This window comes from Bacillus sp. LSHTCR4 (assembly GCF_057197025.1).
In genome coordinates, this window is the sequence record NZ_JBXUNO010000001.1 from 1,268,270 (window position 1) to 1,282,181 (window position 13,912).

The window sequence follows — 13,912 nt, forward strand, 5'->3', positions numbered from 1 at the left end:
GGAAAGGTAGTTTGAAATTAAGGAAAGGAATGAAACCTTGGGATGGGGATATCCCGCAAGGAATTGTAAATGGAGTTATGGACGGTTTTGTGCTTTATACTGTAGGATGAATTTTGATTTTGTAATACTATTGTGTCTATTTACGTTAGCAAGTGACGGTATTAACTGATAAAAGAGCGTCGTGCCGAACTGATTAATGTGGTTAATCGGTTCTTTTTTTATTGTATAAATGGAGGAGAATGTATGTGAAATATTGGGTTCTATAAAAATAATTGCTATGCATTTAGTAGGATTAATTGTCGATATTTGTTTGAAAATATGCAATATAAAGTAGAAGAACAGGAAGGAGTTTAAAGGGAGTTTCGTCGAAGTTTACACAATGTCGGTGTTTGAGAGAAGCTGGCACTATGTTAGAAAAATATTTAGTGAAGCGTTAATTTTATATAAGGGAGGGTTATTTGAGCGTATAGATAAGGGTTGGTCTCTGATTTAAGTTCTGAATTTTCTGTTTTTGAAATTGGTATTTAGCACTCATTTGTATATTTTATAATAGTTTTTTGATAAATTCACTGCTTTCGCAGAGGGTTCTTTTTTATGAAAGAAACGTCAATTTTCTTCATATATATATACAAATTGGAGAAATGGGGGAGCGCTATGCGCGATTACTTAATTAAACCACTTGTTGGTCAGCCGTATCCAATGATTTCACATGGAAAAGGTGTCTATTTGTATGATCAAAACGGAAATAAATATTTTGATGGCTCGTCAGGAGCAATTACGGCAGGTATTGGGCATGGCGTAAAGGAGATTGCGGACGTTATCAAAAAGCAAGCAGAGGAGATTGCTTTCGTTTATAGATCACAGTTTACGAGTGAACCAGCTGAAAAATTAGCGAAGAAATTAAGCGATTTAAGTGTAGGAGATTTGAACTGGAGCTTTTTTGTAAATAGTGGTACGGAAGCAAATGAAACAGCTATGAAAATTGCAATTCAGCATTTTCAAGAGCGAGGTATTCAAGGGAAGCATAAAATTTTGTCACGATGGATGAGTTATCACGGTATTACGATGGGAGCCTTATCAATGTCTGGGCACCCACTGCGTAGACAACGTTTCGTGTCAATTTTAGAAGATTATCCAACTATTCCAGCTCCATATTGTTTTAGATGTCCGGTGCAGAAGGTATATCCAACTTGTCAACTTGCTTGTGCGACTGAACTAGAAAGATCAATTGAAAGGATTGGAGCAGAACATATTGCAGCCTTTATCGCTGAACCGATTATTGGAGCAGCTGGAGGCGCAGTCGTTCCACCGAAAGAATATTATAAAGTTATTAAAGATATTTGTAGTCATTATGATATTTTATTTATTGCTGATGAAGTAATGACTGGGCTTGGTCGTACTGGTGCATGGTTTGCAATGGAGCATTGGGGTGTAGAACCGGATATTATGACCCTTGGTAAAGGTTTAGGAGCTGGATACACACCGATGGCAGCGACGGTTGTAAGCGACCGTGTTATGGAGCCGATTTTACGAGGATCCCGTTCTGTTATGAGTGGGCATACGTTAAGTGCAAATCCATTATCTGCAGCAACAGCTCTAGCTGTTATTGAATATATGGAGAAACATAATCTACCTGAAAAAACAGCGGAAAAGGGAGAGTATTTAATAAAAGGATTACAGAAAGTTCAGCAACAATCGACAATCATTGCTGATGTGCGTGGAAAAGGATTGCTGATTGGAGTAGAATTGCAACCGTTTACAAAAGCGTCAGAACTTATTTCGGTTGCAGCTAAAAATGGTCTTCTTTTATACCAAGCTGTTTCAGGGCAAGCAGGAAAAGAAGATAGCGCACTGCTTGTAGCACCGCCAATGACAACTACATATTCCGAGTTAGATGAATTACTTTCAATTTTTGCAAAAAGTGTGGAGGAAATGATGCAAAAAGGAGGGCATAGTATCGCATGACAACTATTACGAATACATTCAGTAAATTAAAAGAGATAGAGGAAGTAATTTCTTTGTTTCACGATGATATGACATTAATGTTTGGGGGATTTGGGGGGATTGGATCCCCTCCATCTTTAATACAGGCGATTTTAGAAAAAGGAGTTACAAATTTAAATTTAATTGGAAATGATACGGGATTTCCTGATGTAGGAATCGGTCGTCTCGTTACGAATGAAAGAGTAAAATCATTAATTACTTCTCATATTGGTTCAAATCCAAATGCAGGAAGACAGCTAAACGAAGGAAGGTTACAAATTGAGTTTTCTCCTCAAGGAACATTAGCAGAGCGTATTCGCGCTGGTGGTGTAGGACTTGGTGGCGTATTAGTTGATGTAGGTGTTGATACGATTGTAGAAGAGGGAAAACGTACTGTTGAAATGAATGGTAAAACATATTTAGTTGAAACAGGATTAACTGCTGAGGTTGCGATTGTATATGCGAAAAAGGCAGATCCGTTCGGCAACCTTGTGTTTGATAAGAGCGCTCGTAACATGAACCCCCACGTTGCTATGGCCGGGGAGATAACGATTGTAGAAGCAGAAGAAATCGTTCCACTGGGAAGTTTAGATCCAGAAGAAATTGTTGTCCCAGGAGTATTTGTAAATTATATCGTACCGTCGGAAGGAGTGAATTGGAAATGGGTATGGGCGTAGAAGTGAGAGATAAGATTGCTAGACGTGCAGCGAAAGAAATACAAAATGGTATGATTGTAAATTTAGGAATTGGTATACCATCGCTTGTACCAAATCATTTGCCTGACGATATAAACGTTATGTTTCATGCGGAAAATGGAATTGTAGGTATGGGACCTACGCCAAGTAAAGGAAATGAAGACGAAAATTTATGTAACGCAGCAGGTTTGCCAACTTCTCTTATTACAGGAGCAAGTTATTTTGATAGTTGCACGGCGTTTGGGATGATTCGAAAAGGTTTACTAGATATAACGATTCTTGGTTCATTACAAGTAAGTGAGAATGGTGATTTAGCAAACTGGATTGTTCCAGGAAAACGCGTTCCAGGTATTGGAGGAGCAATGGATTTAGCTCAAAAAGCGAAGCGGGTCGTTGTTGTGATGAATCATGTCGATAAATACGGAAATGCAAAAATTGTTTCCGAGTGTACATTACCATTAACTTCAAAAAAATGTGTGGATTTAATTATTACGGATATGGCAGTAATGGAAGTAACGCAGGGTGGACTTATTTTACAAGAATTGATGAGCCCATACACAGTGGAAGATATAAAACAACATACAGAAGCGGATTTTAAAATTGGCTCTAACTTACTAGTAATTGAATGAGGGGAGATGTAATATATGGAGCAATTAAAAAAACAAGTTTGTGATTATATTGAGAGTCATGAAGAAGAAAGCGTAAAATTTTTAAAACGATTAATTCAAGAAAAGAGCGTATCTGGTGATGAAAGTGGTGCGCAGGCAATTGTGATTGAAAAATTACGTGAGCTAGGTTTAGATCTTGATATATGGGAGCCTTCATTTTCTAAAATGAAAGATCATCCTTATTTTGTATCACCGCGTTCAAGTTTTGCAGATAGCCCAAACATTGTGGCAACTCTTAAAGGAAGCGGCGACGGGAAATCCATGATATTAAATGGGCATATTGATGTCGTACCAGAAGGAGATGTGAATCAGTGGGACCATCATCCTTATAGTGGTGAGAAAATAGGAAATCGTATATATGGTCGTGGAACGACAGATATGAAGGGCGGCAATGTCGCACTAATGCTTGCAATGGAAGCAATTATTGAATCTCGTATTGAATTAAAAGGAGATATTTATTTTCAAAGTGTAATAGAAGAAGAAAGCGGCGGGGCAGGAACATTAGCGACTATATTACGAGGATATAAAGCGGATGGTGTCATTATTCCAGAGCCAACAAATATGAAGTTTTTCCCGAAACAACAAGGGTCCATGTGGTTTCGTCTACATGTGAAAGGGAAAGCTGCACACGGTGGGACGCGTTATGAAGGAGTAAGTGCAATTGAAAAAAGTATGTTTGTTGTAGATCATTTGAGAAAGCTGGAAGAGAAGAGAAATGACCGAATTACAGACCCATTATTTAAAGGAATCCCGATTCCAATTCCAATTAATATTGGGAAAATTGAAGGCGGGAGCTGGCCAAGTTCTGTTCCTGATTCGTTAATTTTAGAAGGAAGATGCGGTATTGCGCCGAATGAGACTATAGAGGCAGCAAAAGAAGAGTTCGAGAATTGGATCGCTGAATTAAATGATGTGGACAATTGGTTTGTTGAAAATCCTGTAGAAGTGGAATGGTTTGGAGCAAGATGGGTTCCTGGTGAACTAGAAGAAAATCATGAGTTAATTACAACACTTGAACATAACTTTGTTGAAATTGAAGGGAACAAACCGATTATTGAAGCATCACCGTGGGGGACTGATGGAGGTTTATTTACACAAATCGCAGGTGTACCAACGATAGTATTTGGCCCAGGAGAAACGAAAGTAGCGCATTATCCAAACGAATATATAGAAGTTGATAAAATGATAGCTGCCGCAAAAATTATTGCATGTACATTACTAGATTGGTGTGAGGTGAAAAAATGAAATACTATGAATCTTTTAGAGAACAGACGAATGGCTATACAGTAGAAGGCGTTTTAGACTATTTTAATAAACGTATTCGAGTAGACCACTACACAGGAAATATTGAGAGAATCATCCAAACAATTGACGAATTAGCAGAGAAACATTCTTTCACTAAATGTATTGTTAAAGGAAAGGGAGAGCATGTTTCAACATGGCTCTCTTTCGGTTTTTTATTAGAAGCAACATTACCACATTATTTTCAAGGTCACGATGCATACTTCTTCGTGAAATTTAATAATGATGAAAGACGAAATAGTATACATTGGGCTGAGGAAGATACCATTTTAAGCGGTGTAAAAGCAAAAGAAGTAAAGGAAAAAATAGTCCCAGAGAAATTTCTATTAAGAAAAGCGACAGAAGAGGACGCAGAAGAATTAGCAGCTGTCTTTGGAGAAGTATTTGAAGTGTATCCGACTCCTTTAAACGAAGCGAGTTATGTAAAACAAACGATGAAAGAAGACGATACAATTTACTATGTGTATGAATTCGAGGGGAAAATAATTAGTACAGCGTCTGCAGAAATGAATATAAAAGAAGGAAATGCAGAATTAACGAATTGTGCTACCTTACCCGAATATCGTAAACATGGGTTTATGAAAAGTTTATTAATTAAGTTAGAAGAAGAACTTCAAGAAAAATCGATTTTCTGTTCTTATACAATTGCTCGATCGCTTTCTTTCGGAATGAATGCAGCCTTTCATCAGTTAGGCTATACGTATACAGGAAGATTGGCGAACAATTGCTACATTTTTGATAAGCTAGAAGATATGAATATATGGGTAAAAGATTTGTCTAAATAGTACGTTATAAAAATAGAACGGAATCGTCATGCTTATAATCGCACATAGGCGTGCCGGAAATTCGGCATAGTATTTGCTGGATTTTCGGCAAGAGGGGGGATGACATTGCTAGCAGTTTCGACACAAGAAGTCATTGAAGCGATTTTGGGCAGTATTGATGAGGCTATACACGCAGTAGATGAAAATGGTATTACAATTTTCTATAATACTGTAGCTGCAAAACACGATGGATCAAAAATTGAAAAAGTGCTAGGTAAACATTTGTTAGAAGCGTTCCCTTCTTTATCTAGGGAAACAAGTACGTTGATGAAAGTACTAGATACAAAAAAACCAATCGTTCATCAAGTGCAGCATTATCAAAATTTAAATGGGGAAGACATTTGTACAGTAAATACGACGTTACCTATTTTTATAGATGGAAATATTGCTGGAGCTGTTGAAATCGCAAAGGATTATTCCACAGTTCAAAAGCTTACAGATACAATAGTCGATTTGCAGTCGAAAATAAAGAGATCATCTAGAAAAAAAGCGATCAAAAAGGATGTTGCATTTGAGACAATCGTGACGAATGATGCTCGGTTTAAACAGACGAAAGAATTAGCACAAAAAGTAGCCCCAACTGATGCGAATGTTTTAATATATGGGGAAACAGGAACAGGGAAAGAGTTATTTGTACAAGCGATTCATGAAGCTTCTAAACGGAAGAACAAGCCGTTTATTGCACAAAACTGTGCAGCTTTGCCAGAGTCTCTATTAGAAAGTTTATTGTTTGGAACGACGAAAGGTAGTTATACTGGGGCAATTGAACGAGCGGGATTATTTGAACTTGTAGATGGAGGGACATTGTTTTTAGATGAACTGAATTCAATGCCACTCGATTTACAAGCGAAAATGTTACGTGTACTAGAAGATGGTGTTATTCGTCGTATTGGTGATAATAAGACGAGAAAAGTAGATGTTCGCGTTATTACCGCAATGAATCAGCCACCAGAAATATGTTTAAAAGAGAATAAAATTCGTACTGATTTATACTATCGATTAAATGTCTTTTCATTATATATTCCGCCGCTCCGTGAAAGAACTGAGGATGTATTATTATTAGCGACTTATTTTTTGAAAGAATATAATAAAAGTTATAAAAAAGGTGTACTTCAAATGGATAAGGAAGCGAAAGAAAGATTACAAGCTTACCAATGGCCTGGAAATGTTCGGGAGCTAAAACATACGATTGAACATGCTGTCATTATTGCAGAAGGGAATATATTAACAGCCAATTGTTTACCGCGTACATTTCGGAAAGAGAGTTTTCCAAAGAAGAAGAGCATATTGCCGCTTAGAGAGGCACTTCATCAAACAGAAAAAGAATTAATAGATCAAGCGTTAATTGAAACGGAAGGGAATATACTACAAGCTGCAAAAATGTTAGGCATCCCTCGTCAAACACTTCAATATAAACTGAGTAAGTACGACAAAACCGCCGAATAATTGGCGGTTTTTGTGTGTTTGCACCAATAAAAGAGCGTTTACATATATAAAAAGTAATGAATATGATAGTATGTATGAATTTCATACAGTGCTTTTAAAAATTTTTTCGCTTATATAATAGGGTTCTCCGTACATTTACTTATCAATAAAGTAAAGTTGGCATAACTATTGCTTATATAAAGGATGAGCGTATAAAAAGGGGGAATAGCAATGTTACATGATGTATACAAACCAAATCGTCACTGGAAGGATATCGAATTATGGAAAGATGTTACTGAAGAGCAATGGAATGATTGGGTTTGGCAATTAACGAATACGATCAAAACGTTAGATGACTTAAAGAAAGTGATTAACTTAACACCTGATGAAGAAGAGGGCGTTAAAATTTCAACGAAAACGATCCCGTTAAATATTACACCGTACTATGCTTGGTTAATGAATCCTGATGACCCACGCTGTCCGATTCGGATGCAATCTGTACCGATCTCGGAAGAGTTATATAAAACAAAATATGATTTAGAAGATCCGCTTCATGAAGATGAAGATTCACCAGTTCCAGGGTTAACACATCGTTATCCTGACCGCGTACTATTCTTAGTAACGAATCAATGTTCTATGTATTGTCGTTACTGTACACGCCGTCGTTTTAGTGGACAAATTGGAATGGGTGTGCCGAAGAAACAATTAGATGATGCAATTGCTTACATTCGTGAAACACCACAAGTACGAGATGTATTAATTTCTGGTGGTGACGGTCTTCTAATTAACGATAAAATTTTAGAATATGTATTAAAAAATTTACGAGAGATTCCGCATGTGGAGATTATTCGTATCGGAACGAGAGCACCAGTAGTATTCCCGCAACGTATTACAGAAAACTTATGTAACATTATTAAAAAATACCATCCAGTATGGTTAAATACACATTTCAATACATCCATTGAAATTACTGAAGAATCGAAAAAAGCATGTGAAATGTTAGCGAATGCTGGTGTTCCAGTCGGAAACCAAGCAGTAATTTTAGCTGGTATTAACGACAGCGTTCCAATTATGAAAAAATTAATGCATGACTTAGTAAAAATCCGTGTACGTCCATACTACATTTATCAATGTGACTTATCTGAAGGTATTGGTCATTTCCGTGCACCAGTTTCTAAAGGTCTTGAAATTATCGAAGGTTTACGCGGACATACGTCTGGTTATGCAGTACCAACATTCGTTGTTGATGCACCAGGAGGCGGCGGTAAAATTGCGCTTCAGCCAAACTATTTAATCTCGCAAAGTGCAGATAAAGTTGTACTTCGTAACTTTGAAGGTGTTATTACAACGTATCCAGAGCCAGAAAGCTACATCCCAGGAAGAGCAGAAGGATACTTTAAAGAAATCTATCCAAACTACGAAGAAAAACGTTCAGATGTTGGTATCGCGGGTCTTATGAGCGATAAGAAATTTAACCTTGTTCCAGACGATTTACAGCGTATGAACCGTCGTAAAGACTATGAAGATAATGAAACGCATGCATCATTAAAAGATAAACGTGATAAGCGCGACCAATTGAAAGATAAAAAATATCAAGCACAAATGGCTAAATTAGAAGAAAACGACAAAAAAACTGAGGGTGATGCAGTATGAATTGTATGTGGTGTGACAGTACAGAAGCAAAAGAAAGCTTAAATACTGTATTTTGGGAATTACCAGATGGTACGAAAGCCATTGAAATCCAAGAGACACCATGCATTTCTTGTTCCTCATGCGGTATGGACTATCAATCAGATCAAACAGTGAAAGAAATAGAAGATCAATTGTTTTTAATTTATACGAAAGATTTACCAAAACAACTAACATATGAAGAATTAATGGGAAGGCCACGTTTATTAAAAAGAAATTATTTCGACTTTTAACCAGCTTTTATGCTGGTTTTTTTCTTTTTTGCCTTGTATAATGTACCCAAGTTAGAAAGGTAGGGAATATTTTTGAAAAAGACATTTTACCACTATATGATGAAGCATCGTGCAGCTTTATTTAGTAATGAAATATCGAATTTAGCAGAGGCGATGTATGATGATTTAAGCTTTCCAAAGCAATCTGAAGATTACGATGAAATTAGTTCATACTTAGAATTAAGTGGAATGCTAGCAAGTATGTCTATATTTGATGAAGCGTGGGATTTATACATACAAGATAGATAAAACTATAAGAACTTTTTTTTGACGAGAAGCTAGTCTATTTGCTAGCTTTTTTTACGTTGTAAATAAATTTTCATATGGTGATATTTTTTATTGAAAAAATTTATGAATATACGCTTCTGTGATAAGCGTTTTTATGTAGGTTGCATATACTGTTATCAAAATCACGACGTCAAAAAAAGGAGAGATATAGATGGCAAGGAAAAAGCAACCTAAATATAACGTAGGGGACATAGTCGTGATTACGCTATATGGAACCGTTGGTAAAATCACAAATATGAAGGTTTTAGATGGAGTTTACGTATACGAAGTCAATAATCACGATGGGTTTTACGTAGAGCAAACATTGCAGCACGTTTCAGAGCAAGATATGAAAAAAGGTGAAACTGAGTGGATCGAATTAAACTATAATTTCACATTTGGTGATCTCGTGCAAGTAACAGGATACGATAAAGATGTGTTTCGAATTGTTGGTTTTCGTACAGAAGTATGGAGATATAAAAATGACGCATGGGAAGATACAATATATGAACTGTCACGAATTACGGATGGTGAATGGTTAGAAGCGGATGAGTCAGATTTAACGTTACTTGCCAATGCTCAAACGGCAAATGCAATTTTGAAGAAAATGAAACAAGATAAAGCAGGTATGAATAAATTAGATTTAGGAAAATTAAAGTCAATTAACAACTCAAAAAAAGTGAGTGTTAAGACAAATCGTCAAGAAATCATTGATGGATTACTTGATATTTATAACGATTACCAATTGTTATTTGATACATTTAAAGATGAAGAATACAAAATTGTTATGGATGTTGTTCATAATTATTTAGTTAAATTGACAGAGAAAAAATAGTTAACTAGAAAGAGAGAATGAATTGAACAACAACATATGCAGCATAAGGTATGCCTACAATTATTAAAAAAATAAAAAGCCATTTAATAAGAGAGTCTGCCCATTGATCTTCATGCATGAACTCTTCTTTTGTTTGTCCTACTTCTTGCTTTACCTCATATTGATATTCCATAATTATTTCCCCCTTTTGATAGCTTGTACTACCATCGTATGCACCTCGTCCAAAGGATATGACCTATAAAAAAAGAAAAACTATTTTTCTAATCTCATATACATAATTTTGAGATTTTTTCATAAAACAGAAATAAAGGAGTGATGCTCATGAAGGAAATTGAAGTCGTGATTGATACGGAAGAGATTGCGGAGTTTTTTTATGAGCAACTAATTGAAAGAGGATACGTGCCAAAAAGAGAAGAAATTGAAGATCTCGCAGATATTACATTCGAGTATTTATTAGAGAAATGTATGATTGATGAAGTGTTTGATGAAGAGGATGAGTGAAAGTAACGACGGGCTTAACTCGTCGTTTTTTACTCTTTACAAACTTGTCACAAATCTAGCCAGCAATACTTGGTATAATTAAAAGAAAATTTTACTCAAGAGGTGAAGGGATGTTCAAAAAAATTATTGATTCTTTATTAGGAAAGAAAAAATATCGTTCGTATTCTAGTAGTGATTATCGCCATAGAGGTCGCTCTTATTCAAGTAGCGATTATAAACGACGTTCATCTGGTTATGGGCATCATCATTATAAAAGAAAACGTAAAAGCCGTAGCTTCTTTTCAAGTAGCTGATGAAATGGCGTCGTATACTAGCTTTATTTGATAGACCACTGCGAAAAAATACAATTGTTGCAGAACGTTATAAAATTGAATCAGTAATTGGAATGGGCAGTTATGGGGTTACATATGTCGTTAATGATTTACAAATAAATAGATATAAAGTCTTAAAACAATTAAGACAAAGTAAACAAAGATATGAGTCTGGTAGAAAATCATTTGAACAAGAGAAAATGATTTTACAAACATTAAATCATCATGCAATTCCTAGCTTATACGATCATTTCGTATGGGAGAAAAAAAGCTTTTTTGTGATGGAATATATGCCTGGTAAAAATTTCGAAGATTATATTTTCTCGGATGGGCATGTATATACAGAACGTGAAGTTTTTAAAATTTTATATGAAATATTAGAAATTGTATCGGTGTTTCATAGTAAAGGTATTATTCACCGAGATTTACGCATTCCAAACATATTAATGAAAGAAAAACAAGTTAGTATTATTGATTTTGGGTTGGCGAAATTGAAAGGTGAAGGTGATGAACGAGCTACAACTTATGAAGGTGAACAAGCTTTGATGCGAGAAGTTCACTTTCGTAGCGATTTTTATGCGCTTGGTCATTTCTCGTTATTTTTATTATATGCAGGCTATGAATCTAATGAAAAAAATGAAAACCCATGGTATGACGAATTAACTTTGGAAAATTACAACCGTGAAATGCTGATGCGAATGTTACAAATAAAAACGCCGTATTATGAGAATGTACAAGATTTAAAAAAAGATGTAGCTTTTGCTTTAGAAAGGATGGAGGCCCCATGTTTCAAAAGTTTTTAGCAAGCGTTGGTATCGGTAATGCAAAAGTAGATACAGTTCTTGAAAAAGGTGAGTATATTGTTGGTGAAGAGATATACGGGAAGGTTCATATAACGGGAGGTTCCGTTAGCCAACAAATTGAAAGCATTTACTTAACGTTATCAACATCATATGTACGAGAAGTGGATGATAAAAAAGTAACAACAACATATGATTTAGAGCGAGTTCGTTTAACAGAACCTTTTTCTGTTGAGCCGAATGAAAAAAGAGAAATTCCATTTTCATTTAAAATGCCAGTTGAAACACCGCTTACTCTTGGAATGAAAACAGTTTGGGTGCACACAGGCCTTGATATTAAACGTAGTATAGATCCAAGTGATCGTGATTACATTCAAGTGTTGCCAAATGCGCTATTAAATAGTGTGTTAGAGAGTGTGAATCAATTAGGTTTTAAAGCGCGTCATATAGAATGTGAAGAATTACCGTATCGATTACGTAAGCAAATTCCATTCGCACAAGAATTTGAGTTTGTTCCTGTTTCCGGAGAGTATTATGGGAAATTAGATGAACTAGAATTGTTAATTTTACCAAGCGCTTACGATCGCCTAGAGATTATTATGGAAGTAGACAGAAAATCTCGCGGATTAGCAGGTTTATTTGCAGAAGCACTTGATCTTGATGAGAAAGTGATACGCTTTACAGTTACAAATGAAGATATTCCAACAATGAAAGAAACAATTAACAATTATATTTTTTAATAAACTATGCATAAAAAAGAAATGGAGAGGAAAACTAAAACAACCGCTCCATTTTTTGCATAGTGAGGTTATGTATGTGAAACGATATCGACATTTATACTTGTTAAGTTCAACGCTACTCATTTGTTTTGTCGTATTATCACTTTCGTATCATACCGCTTGTATTGAGAATTTTGACAATGTAGTCGCGCATTTTATTCAAAGTTTTCGAAACGATTATTTGACAGCCTACTTTACTTGGGTGTCTTTTATCGGTTCCAAAAGAATATATTTTCCGTTACTCATTATTCTTGTAATGTATTTTCTCGTTAGAAAAAGGTTGCTTAGTGCATTACTTCTAACAATTAATTATTATGGATCTCGTTATTTAAACAGTATGCTTAAACTATGGTACGAGCGAGCAAGACCTGATGTAACACAGCTTGTTACTGCAACTGGATATAGTTTTCCGAGCGGTCATACGATGAATGCTACTGCTTTTTTAGGATTTATTGCATACGTCACGATTACAGAAGAACGTATTACATTGCATAAAAAATTGTTGATTATTTTTATAGCAAGCTTTGTTGTATTATCTATTTCAGTTAGCCGAATATATCTTGGCGTTCACTATCCATCTGACATATTAGCAGGATGGGCAGCTGGCGGTAGCTGGCTCGTTTTATGCGTAATATTTCATAAAACGTTCATTAAAAAAGAACCTATGTCATAATAGGTTCTTTTTCCATTGGCTCAACATGAATGTGCGCATGATAAATGCCAAACTTTTTCCGAAGCATAGCCTCGATGTTGTCAGTGATACAATGACTTTCTCCAACATCCATACGAGCATCTACCTCGATTGTAATATCAACGTACGTTTGATTCCCGTACATACGAGCACGAATATCTACGATGTTTTCCACGCCACCAATATGTTCAATCGCATCAGCGTACTCTTCCATCTTATCTGGATCGATTCCATCCGTTAACATATGAGAAGCTTCTACGAAAATCTCCCATGCAGTTTTACAAATAATAAGACCGACAATTAAAGCGGCAATAGGATCTAAAATAGGCATTTGGAACTGTGAACCGACAATGCCTACTACTGTACCAATACTTACGAGGGCATCTGATAAATTATCCTTTGCGGCTGCTTCTAATGATTTACTTCTTGTTCGTGCTGCAATCTTTTTCGTATACAAATACACACAGTACATAACGACAGCAGAAAATAAAGCTACCCATGCAGCAAGTACATTAGGTGCTGCTTGTTTCGGATTTAAAAAAGATTGAATGGCACTAATAACAACTTCTAATCCGACCGTTGCCATAATAAAAGAAGCAACAAGTGATGCAATTTGTTCTGCACGCGAATGCCCATATGGATGATCTGGATCACGAGGTTTCCGAGAGATTTTTAGACCAATTAATATCGCTAAAGAAGCACCGATATCCGTTAAGTTATTTAAACCGTCAGCACGTAATGCGCTAGAGAGGGTAATATAACTGATGATGATTTTCATAGAGGATAAAAATATGTAGGCCAAAATGCTGACAATAGCACCTTTATCAGCTTCTTTATGAGAAAGAGTATCCATTTTAATCACTCACCTTT

The 13,912-nt window shown here is 35.8% G+C and carries 17 protein-coding genes; 15 read left to right on the forward strand and 2 right to left on the reverse strand.

What is annotated here, in order from left to right; all coding sequences use genetic code 11:
* Window positions 1-654 precede the first annotated feature (654 nt).
* From AC2CGR_RS06495 to AC2CGR_RS06540, 10 genes are all read left to right on the forward strand, one after another.
* On the forward strand, window positions 655-1,965 hold the full coding sequence (locus AC2CGR_RS06495; protein ID WP_001205894.1) for an aspartate aminotransferase family protein: 1,311 nt from the start codon (window positions 655-657) through the stop codon (window positions 1,963-1,965).
* Window positions 1,962-2,660 (forward strand): acetate CoA-transferase subunit alpha, encoded by a 699-nt coding sequence (atoD, locus tag AC2CGR_RS06500; protein WP_087967975.1) that lies wholly within the window; start codon window positions 1,962-1,964, stop codon window positions 2,658-2,660. Before AC2CGR_RS06495 ends, atoD begins: the two co-directional genes overlap by 4 nt.
* Window positions 2,645-3,307: a CoA transferase subunit B gene (locus AC2CGR_RS06505; RefSeq protein ID WP_000525283.1), complete on the forward strand. Its 663-nt coding sequence runs from the start codon at window positions 2,645-2,647 to the stop codon at window positions 3,305-3,307. Before atoD ends, AC2CGR_RS06505 begins: the two co-directional genes overlap by 16 nt.
* Before the next feature lie 15 nt (window positions 3,308-3,322).
* On the forward strand, window positions 3,323-4,591 hold the full coding sequence (locus AC2CGR_RS06510) for a peptidase (protein WP_131102062.1): 1,269 nt from the start codon (window positions 3,323-3,325) through the stop codon (window positions 4,589-4,591).
* Window positions 4,588-5,433 carry a putative beta-lysine N-acetyltransferase gene (ablB, locus tag AC2CGR_RS06515; RefSeq protein WP_087967979.1) on the forward strand — a complete coding sequence of 282 codons (846 nt, stop codon included), beginning with the start codon at window positions 4,588-4,590 and terminating at the stop codon, window positions 5,431-5,433. Before AC2CGR_RS06510 ends, ablB begins: the two co-directional genes overlap by 4 nt.
* A gap of 99 nt (window positions 5,434-5,532) precedes the next feature.
* Window positions 5,533-6,918: an arginine utilization transcriptional regulator RocR gene (gene rocR / locus AC2CGR_RS06520; RefSeq protein WP_002021296.1), complete on the forward strand. Its 1,386-nt coding sequence runs from the start codon at window positions 5,533-5,535 to the stop codon at window positions 6,916-6,918.
* Window positions 6,919-7,128: 210 nt separating this feature from the next.
* The gene (kamA, locus tag AC2CGR_RS06525) at window positions 7,129-8,550 is read left to right on the forward strand and encodes a lysine 2,3-aminomutase (protein WP_001972296.1); all 1,422 of its coding nucleotides are present in this window, start codon (window positions 7,129-7,131) and stop codon (window positions 8,548-8,550) included.
* Window positions 8,547-8,819, forward strand: coding sequence for a YokU family protein (locus tag AC2CGR_RS06530; RefSeq protein WP_001972298.1), 273 nt, complete (start codon window positions 8,547-8,549; stop codon window positions 8,817-8,819). Before kamA ends, AC2CGR_RS06530 begins: the two co-directional genes overlap by 4 nt.
* Before the next feature lie 72 nt (window positions 8,820-8,891).
* Window positions 8,892-9,107 (forward strand): YozE family protein, encoded by a 216-nt coding sequence (locus AC2CGR_RS06535; protein ID WP_001972299.1) that lies wholly within the window; start codon window positions 8,892-8,894, stop codon window positions 9,105-9,107.
* A 190-nt stretch (window positions 9,108-9,297) separates the two neighbouring features.
* Window positions 9,298-9,960, forward strand: a complete 663-nt coding sequence (locus AC2CGR_RS06540) for a hypothetical protein (protein WP_000101496.1) — start codon at window positions 9,298-9,300, stop codon at window positions 9,958-9,960.
* 4 nt (window positions 9,961-9,964) lie between these two features.
* On the opposite strand, the gene AC2CGR_RS06545 is transcribed toward AC2CGR_RS06540, so the two are convergent.
* Window positions 9,965-10,132, reverse strand: a complete 168-nt coding sequence (locus AC2CGR_RS06545; protein ID WP_270185242.1) for a DUF3930 family protein — start codon at window positions 10,130-10,132, stop codon at window positions 9,965-9,967.
* Window positions 10,133-10,281: 149 nt separating this feature from the next.
* On the opposite strand from AC2CGR_RS06545, the gene AC2CGR_RS06550 reads away from it, so the two are divergent.
* The 5 genes from AC2CGR_RS06550 (at window position 10,282) to AC2CGR_RS06570 (ending at window position 13,024) form a co-directional block, all read left to right on the forward strand.
* Window positions 10,282-10,461 (forward strand): YozD family protein, encoded by a 180-nt coding sequence (locus AC2CGR_RS06550; protein WP_000658451.1) that lies wholly within the window; start codon window positions 10,282-10,284, stop codon window positions 10,459-10,461.
* 110 nt (window positions 10,462-10,571) lie between these two features.
* Window positions 10,572-10,754, forward strand: coding sequence for a hypothetical protein (locus AC2CGR_RS06555; RefSeq protein WP_000473370.1), 183 nt, complete (start codon window positions 10,572-10,574; stop codon window positions 10,752-10,754).
* The gene (locus AC2CGR_RS06560) at window positions 10,754-11,575 is read left to right on the forward strand and encodes a serine/threonine protein kinase (RefSeq protein ID WP_270185241.1); all 822 of its coding nucleotides are present in this window, start codon (window positions 10,754-10,756) and stop codon (window positions 11,573-11,575) included. Before AC2CGR_RS06555 ends, AC2CGR_RS06560 begins: the two co-directional genes overlap by 1 nt.
* The gene (locus AC2CGR_RS06565; RefSeq protein ID WP_087967983.1) at window positions 11,557-12,312 is read left to right on the forward strand and encodes a sporulation protein; all 756 of its coding nucleotides are present in this window, start codon (window positions 11,557-11,559) and stop codon (window positions 12,310-12,312) included. The genes AC2CGR_RS06560 and AC2CGR_RS06565 overlap by 19 nt, the downstream gene beginning before the upstream one ends.
* Window positions 12,313-12,388: 76 nt before the next feature.
* Complete coding sequence (locus AC2CGR_RS06570; RefSeq protein ID WP_131102068.1) at window positions 12,389-13,024, forward strand: phosphatase PAP2 family protein; 636 nt, start codon at window positions 12,389-12,391, stop codon at window positions 13,022-13,024.
* Here AC2CGR_RS06570 and AC2CGR_RS06575 read toward each other — a convergent pair.
* Window positions 13,014-13,895, reverse strand: a complete 882-nt coding sequence (locus AC2CGR_RS06575; protein ID WP_000380376.1) for a cation diffusion facilitator family transporter — start codon at window positions 13,893-13,895, stop codon at window positions 13,014-13,016. The genes AC2CGR_RS06570 and AC2CGR_RS06575 overlap by 11 nt on opposite strands.
* Window positions 13,896-13,912: the final 17 nt, after the last annotated feature.

What these genes read in the sequence shown, in the direction of transcription:
- kamA (WP_001972296.1), top strand. Translation starts at nt 7,129, where the DNA reads ATGTTACATGATGTATACAAACCAAATCGTCACTGGAAGGATATCGAA.
- rocR (WP_002021296.1), top strand. Translation starts at nt 5,533, where the DNA reads ATGACATTGCTAGCAGTTTCGACACAAGAAGTCATTGAAGCGATTTTG.
- atoD (WP_087967975.1), top strand. Translation starts at nt 1,962, where the DNA reads ATGACAACTATTACGAATACATTCAGTAAATTAAAAGAGATAGAGGAA.
- AC2CGR_RS06545 (WP_270185242.1), bottom strand. Translation starts at nt 10,132, where the DNA reads ATGGAATATCAATATGAGGTAAAGCAAGAAGTAGGACAAACAAAAGAA.
- AC2CGR_RS06550 (WP_000658451.1), top strand. Translation starts at nt 10,282, where the DNA reads ATGAAGGAAATTGAAGTCGTGATTGATACGGAAGAGATTGCGGAGTTT.
- AC2CGR_RS06560 (WP_270185241.1), top strand. Translation starts at nt 10,754, where the DNA reads ATGAAATGGCGTCGTATACTAGCTTTATTTGATAGACCACTGCGAAAA.
- AC2CGR_RS06555 (WP_000473370.1), top strand. Translation starts at nt 10,572, where the DNA reads ATGTTCAAAAAAATTATTGATTCTTTATTAGGAAAGAAAAAATATCGT.
- AC2CGR_RS06505 (WP_000525283.1), top strand. Translation starts at nt 2,645, where the DNA reads ATGGGTATGGGCGTAGAAGTGAGAGATAAGATTGCTAGACGTGCAGCG.
- AC2CGR_RS06510 (WP_131102062.1), top strand. Translation starts at nt 3,323, where the DNA reads ATGGAGCAATTAAAAAAACAAGTTTGTGATTATATTGAGAGTCATGAA.
- AC2CGR_RS06540 (WP_000101496.1), top strand. Translation starts at nt 9,298, where the DNA reads ATGGCAAGGAAAAAGCAACCTAAATATAACGTAGGGGACATAGTCGTG.
- ablB (WP_087967979.1), top strand. Translation starts at nt 4,588, where the DNA reads ATGAAATACTATGAATCTTTTAGAGAACAGACGAATGGCTATACAGTA.
- AC2CGR_RS06565 (WP_087967983.1), top strand. Translation starts at nt 11,557, where the DNA reads ATGTTTCAAAAGTTTTTAGCAAGCGTTGGTATCGGTAATGCAAAAGTA.
- AC2CGR_RS06495 (WP_001205894.1), top strand. Translation starts at nt 655, where the DNA reads ATGCGCGATTACTTAATTAAACCACTTGTTGGTCAGCCGTATCCAATG.
- AC2CGR_RS06530 (WP_001972298.1), top strand. Translation starts at nt 8,547, where the DNA reads ATGAATTGTATGTGGTGTGACAGTACAGAAGCAAAAGAAAGCTTAAAT.
- AC2CGR_RS06575 (WP_000380376.1), bottom strand. Translation starts at nt 13,895, where the DNA reads ATGGATACTCTTTCTCATAAAGAAGCTGATAAAGGTGCTATTGTCAGC.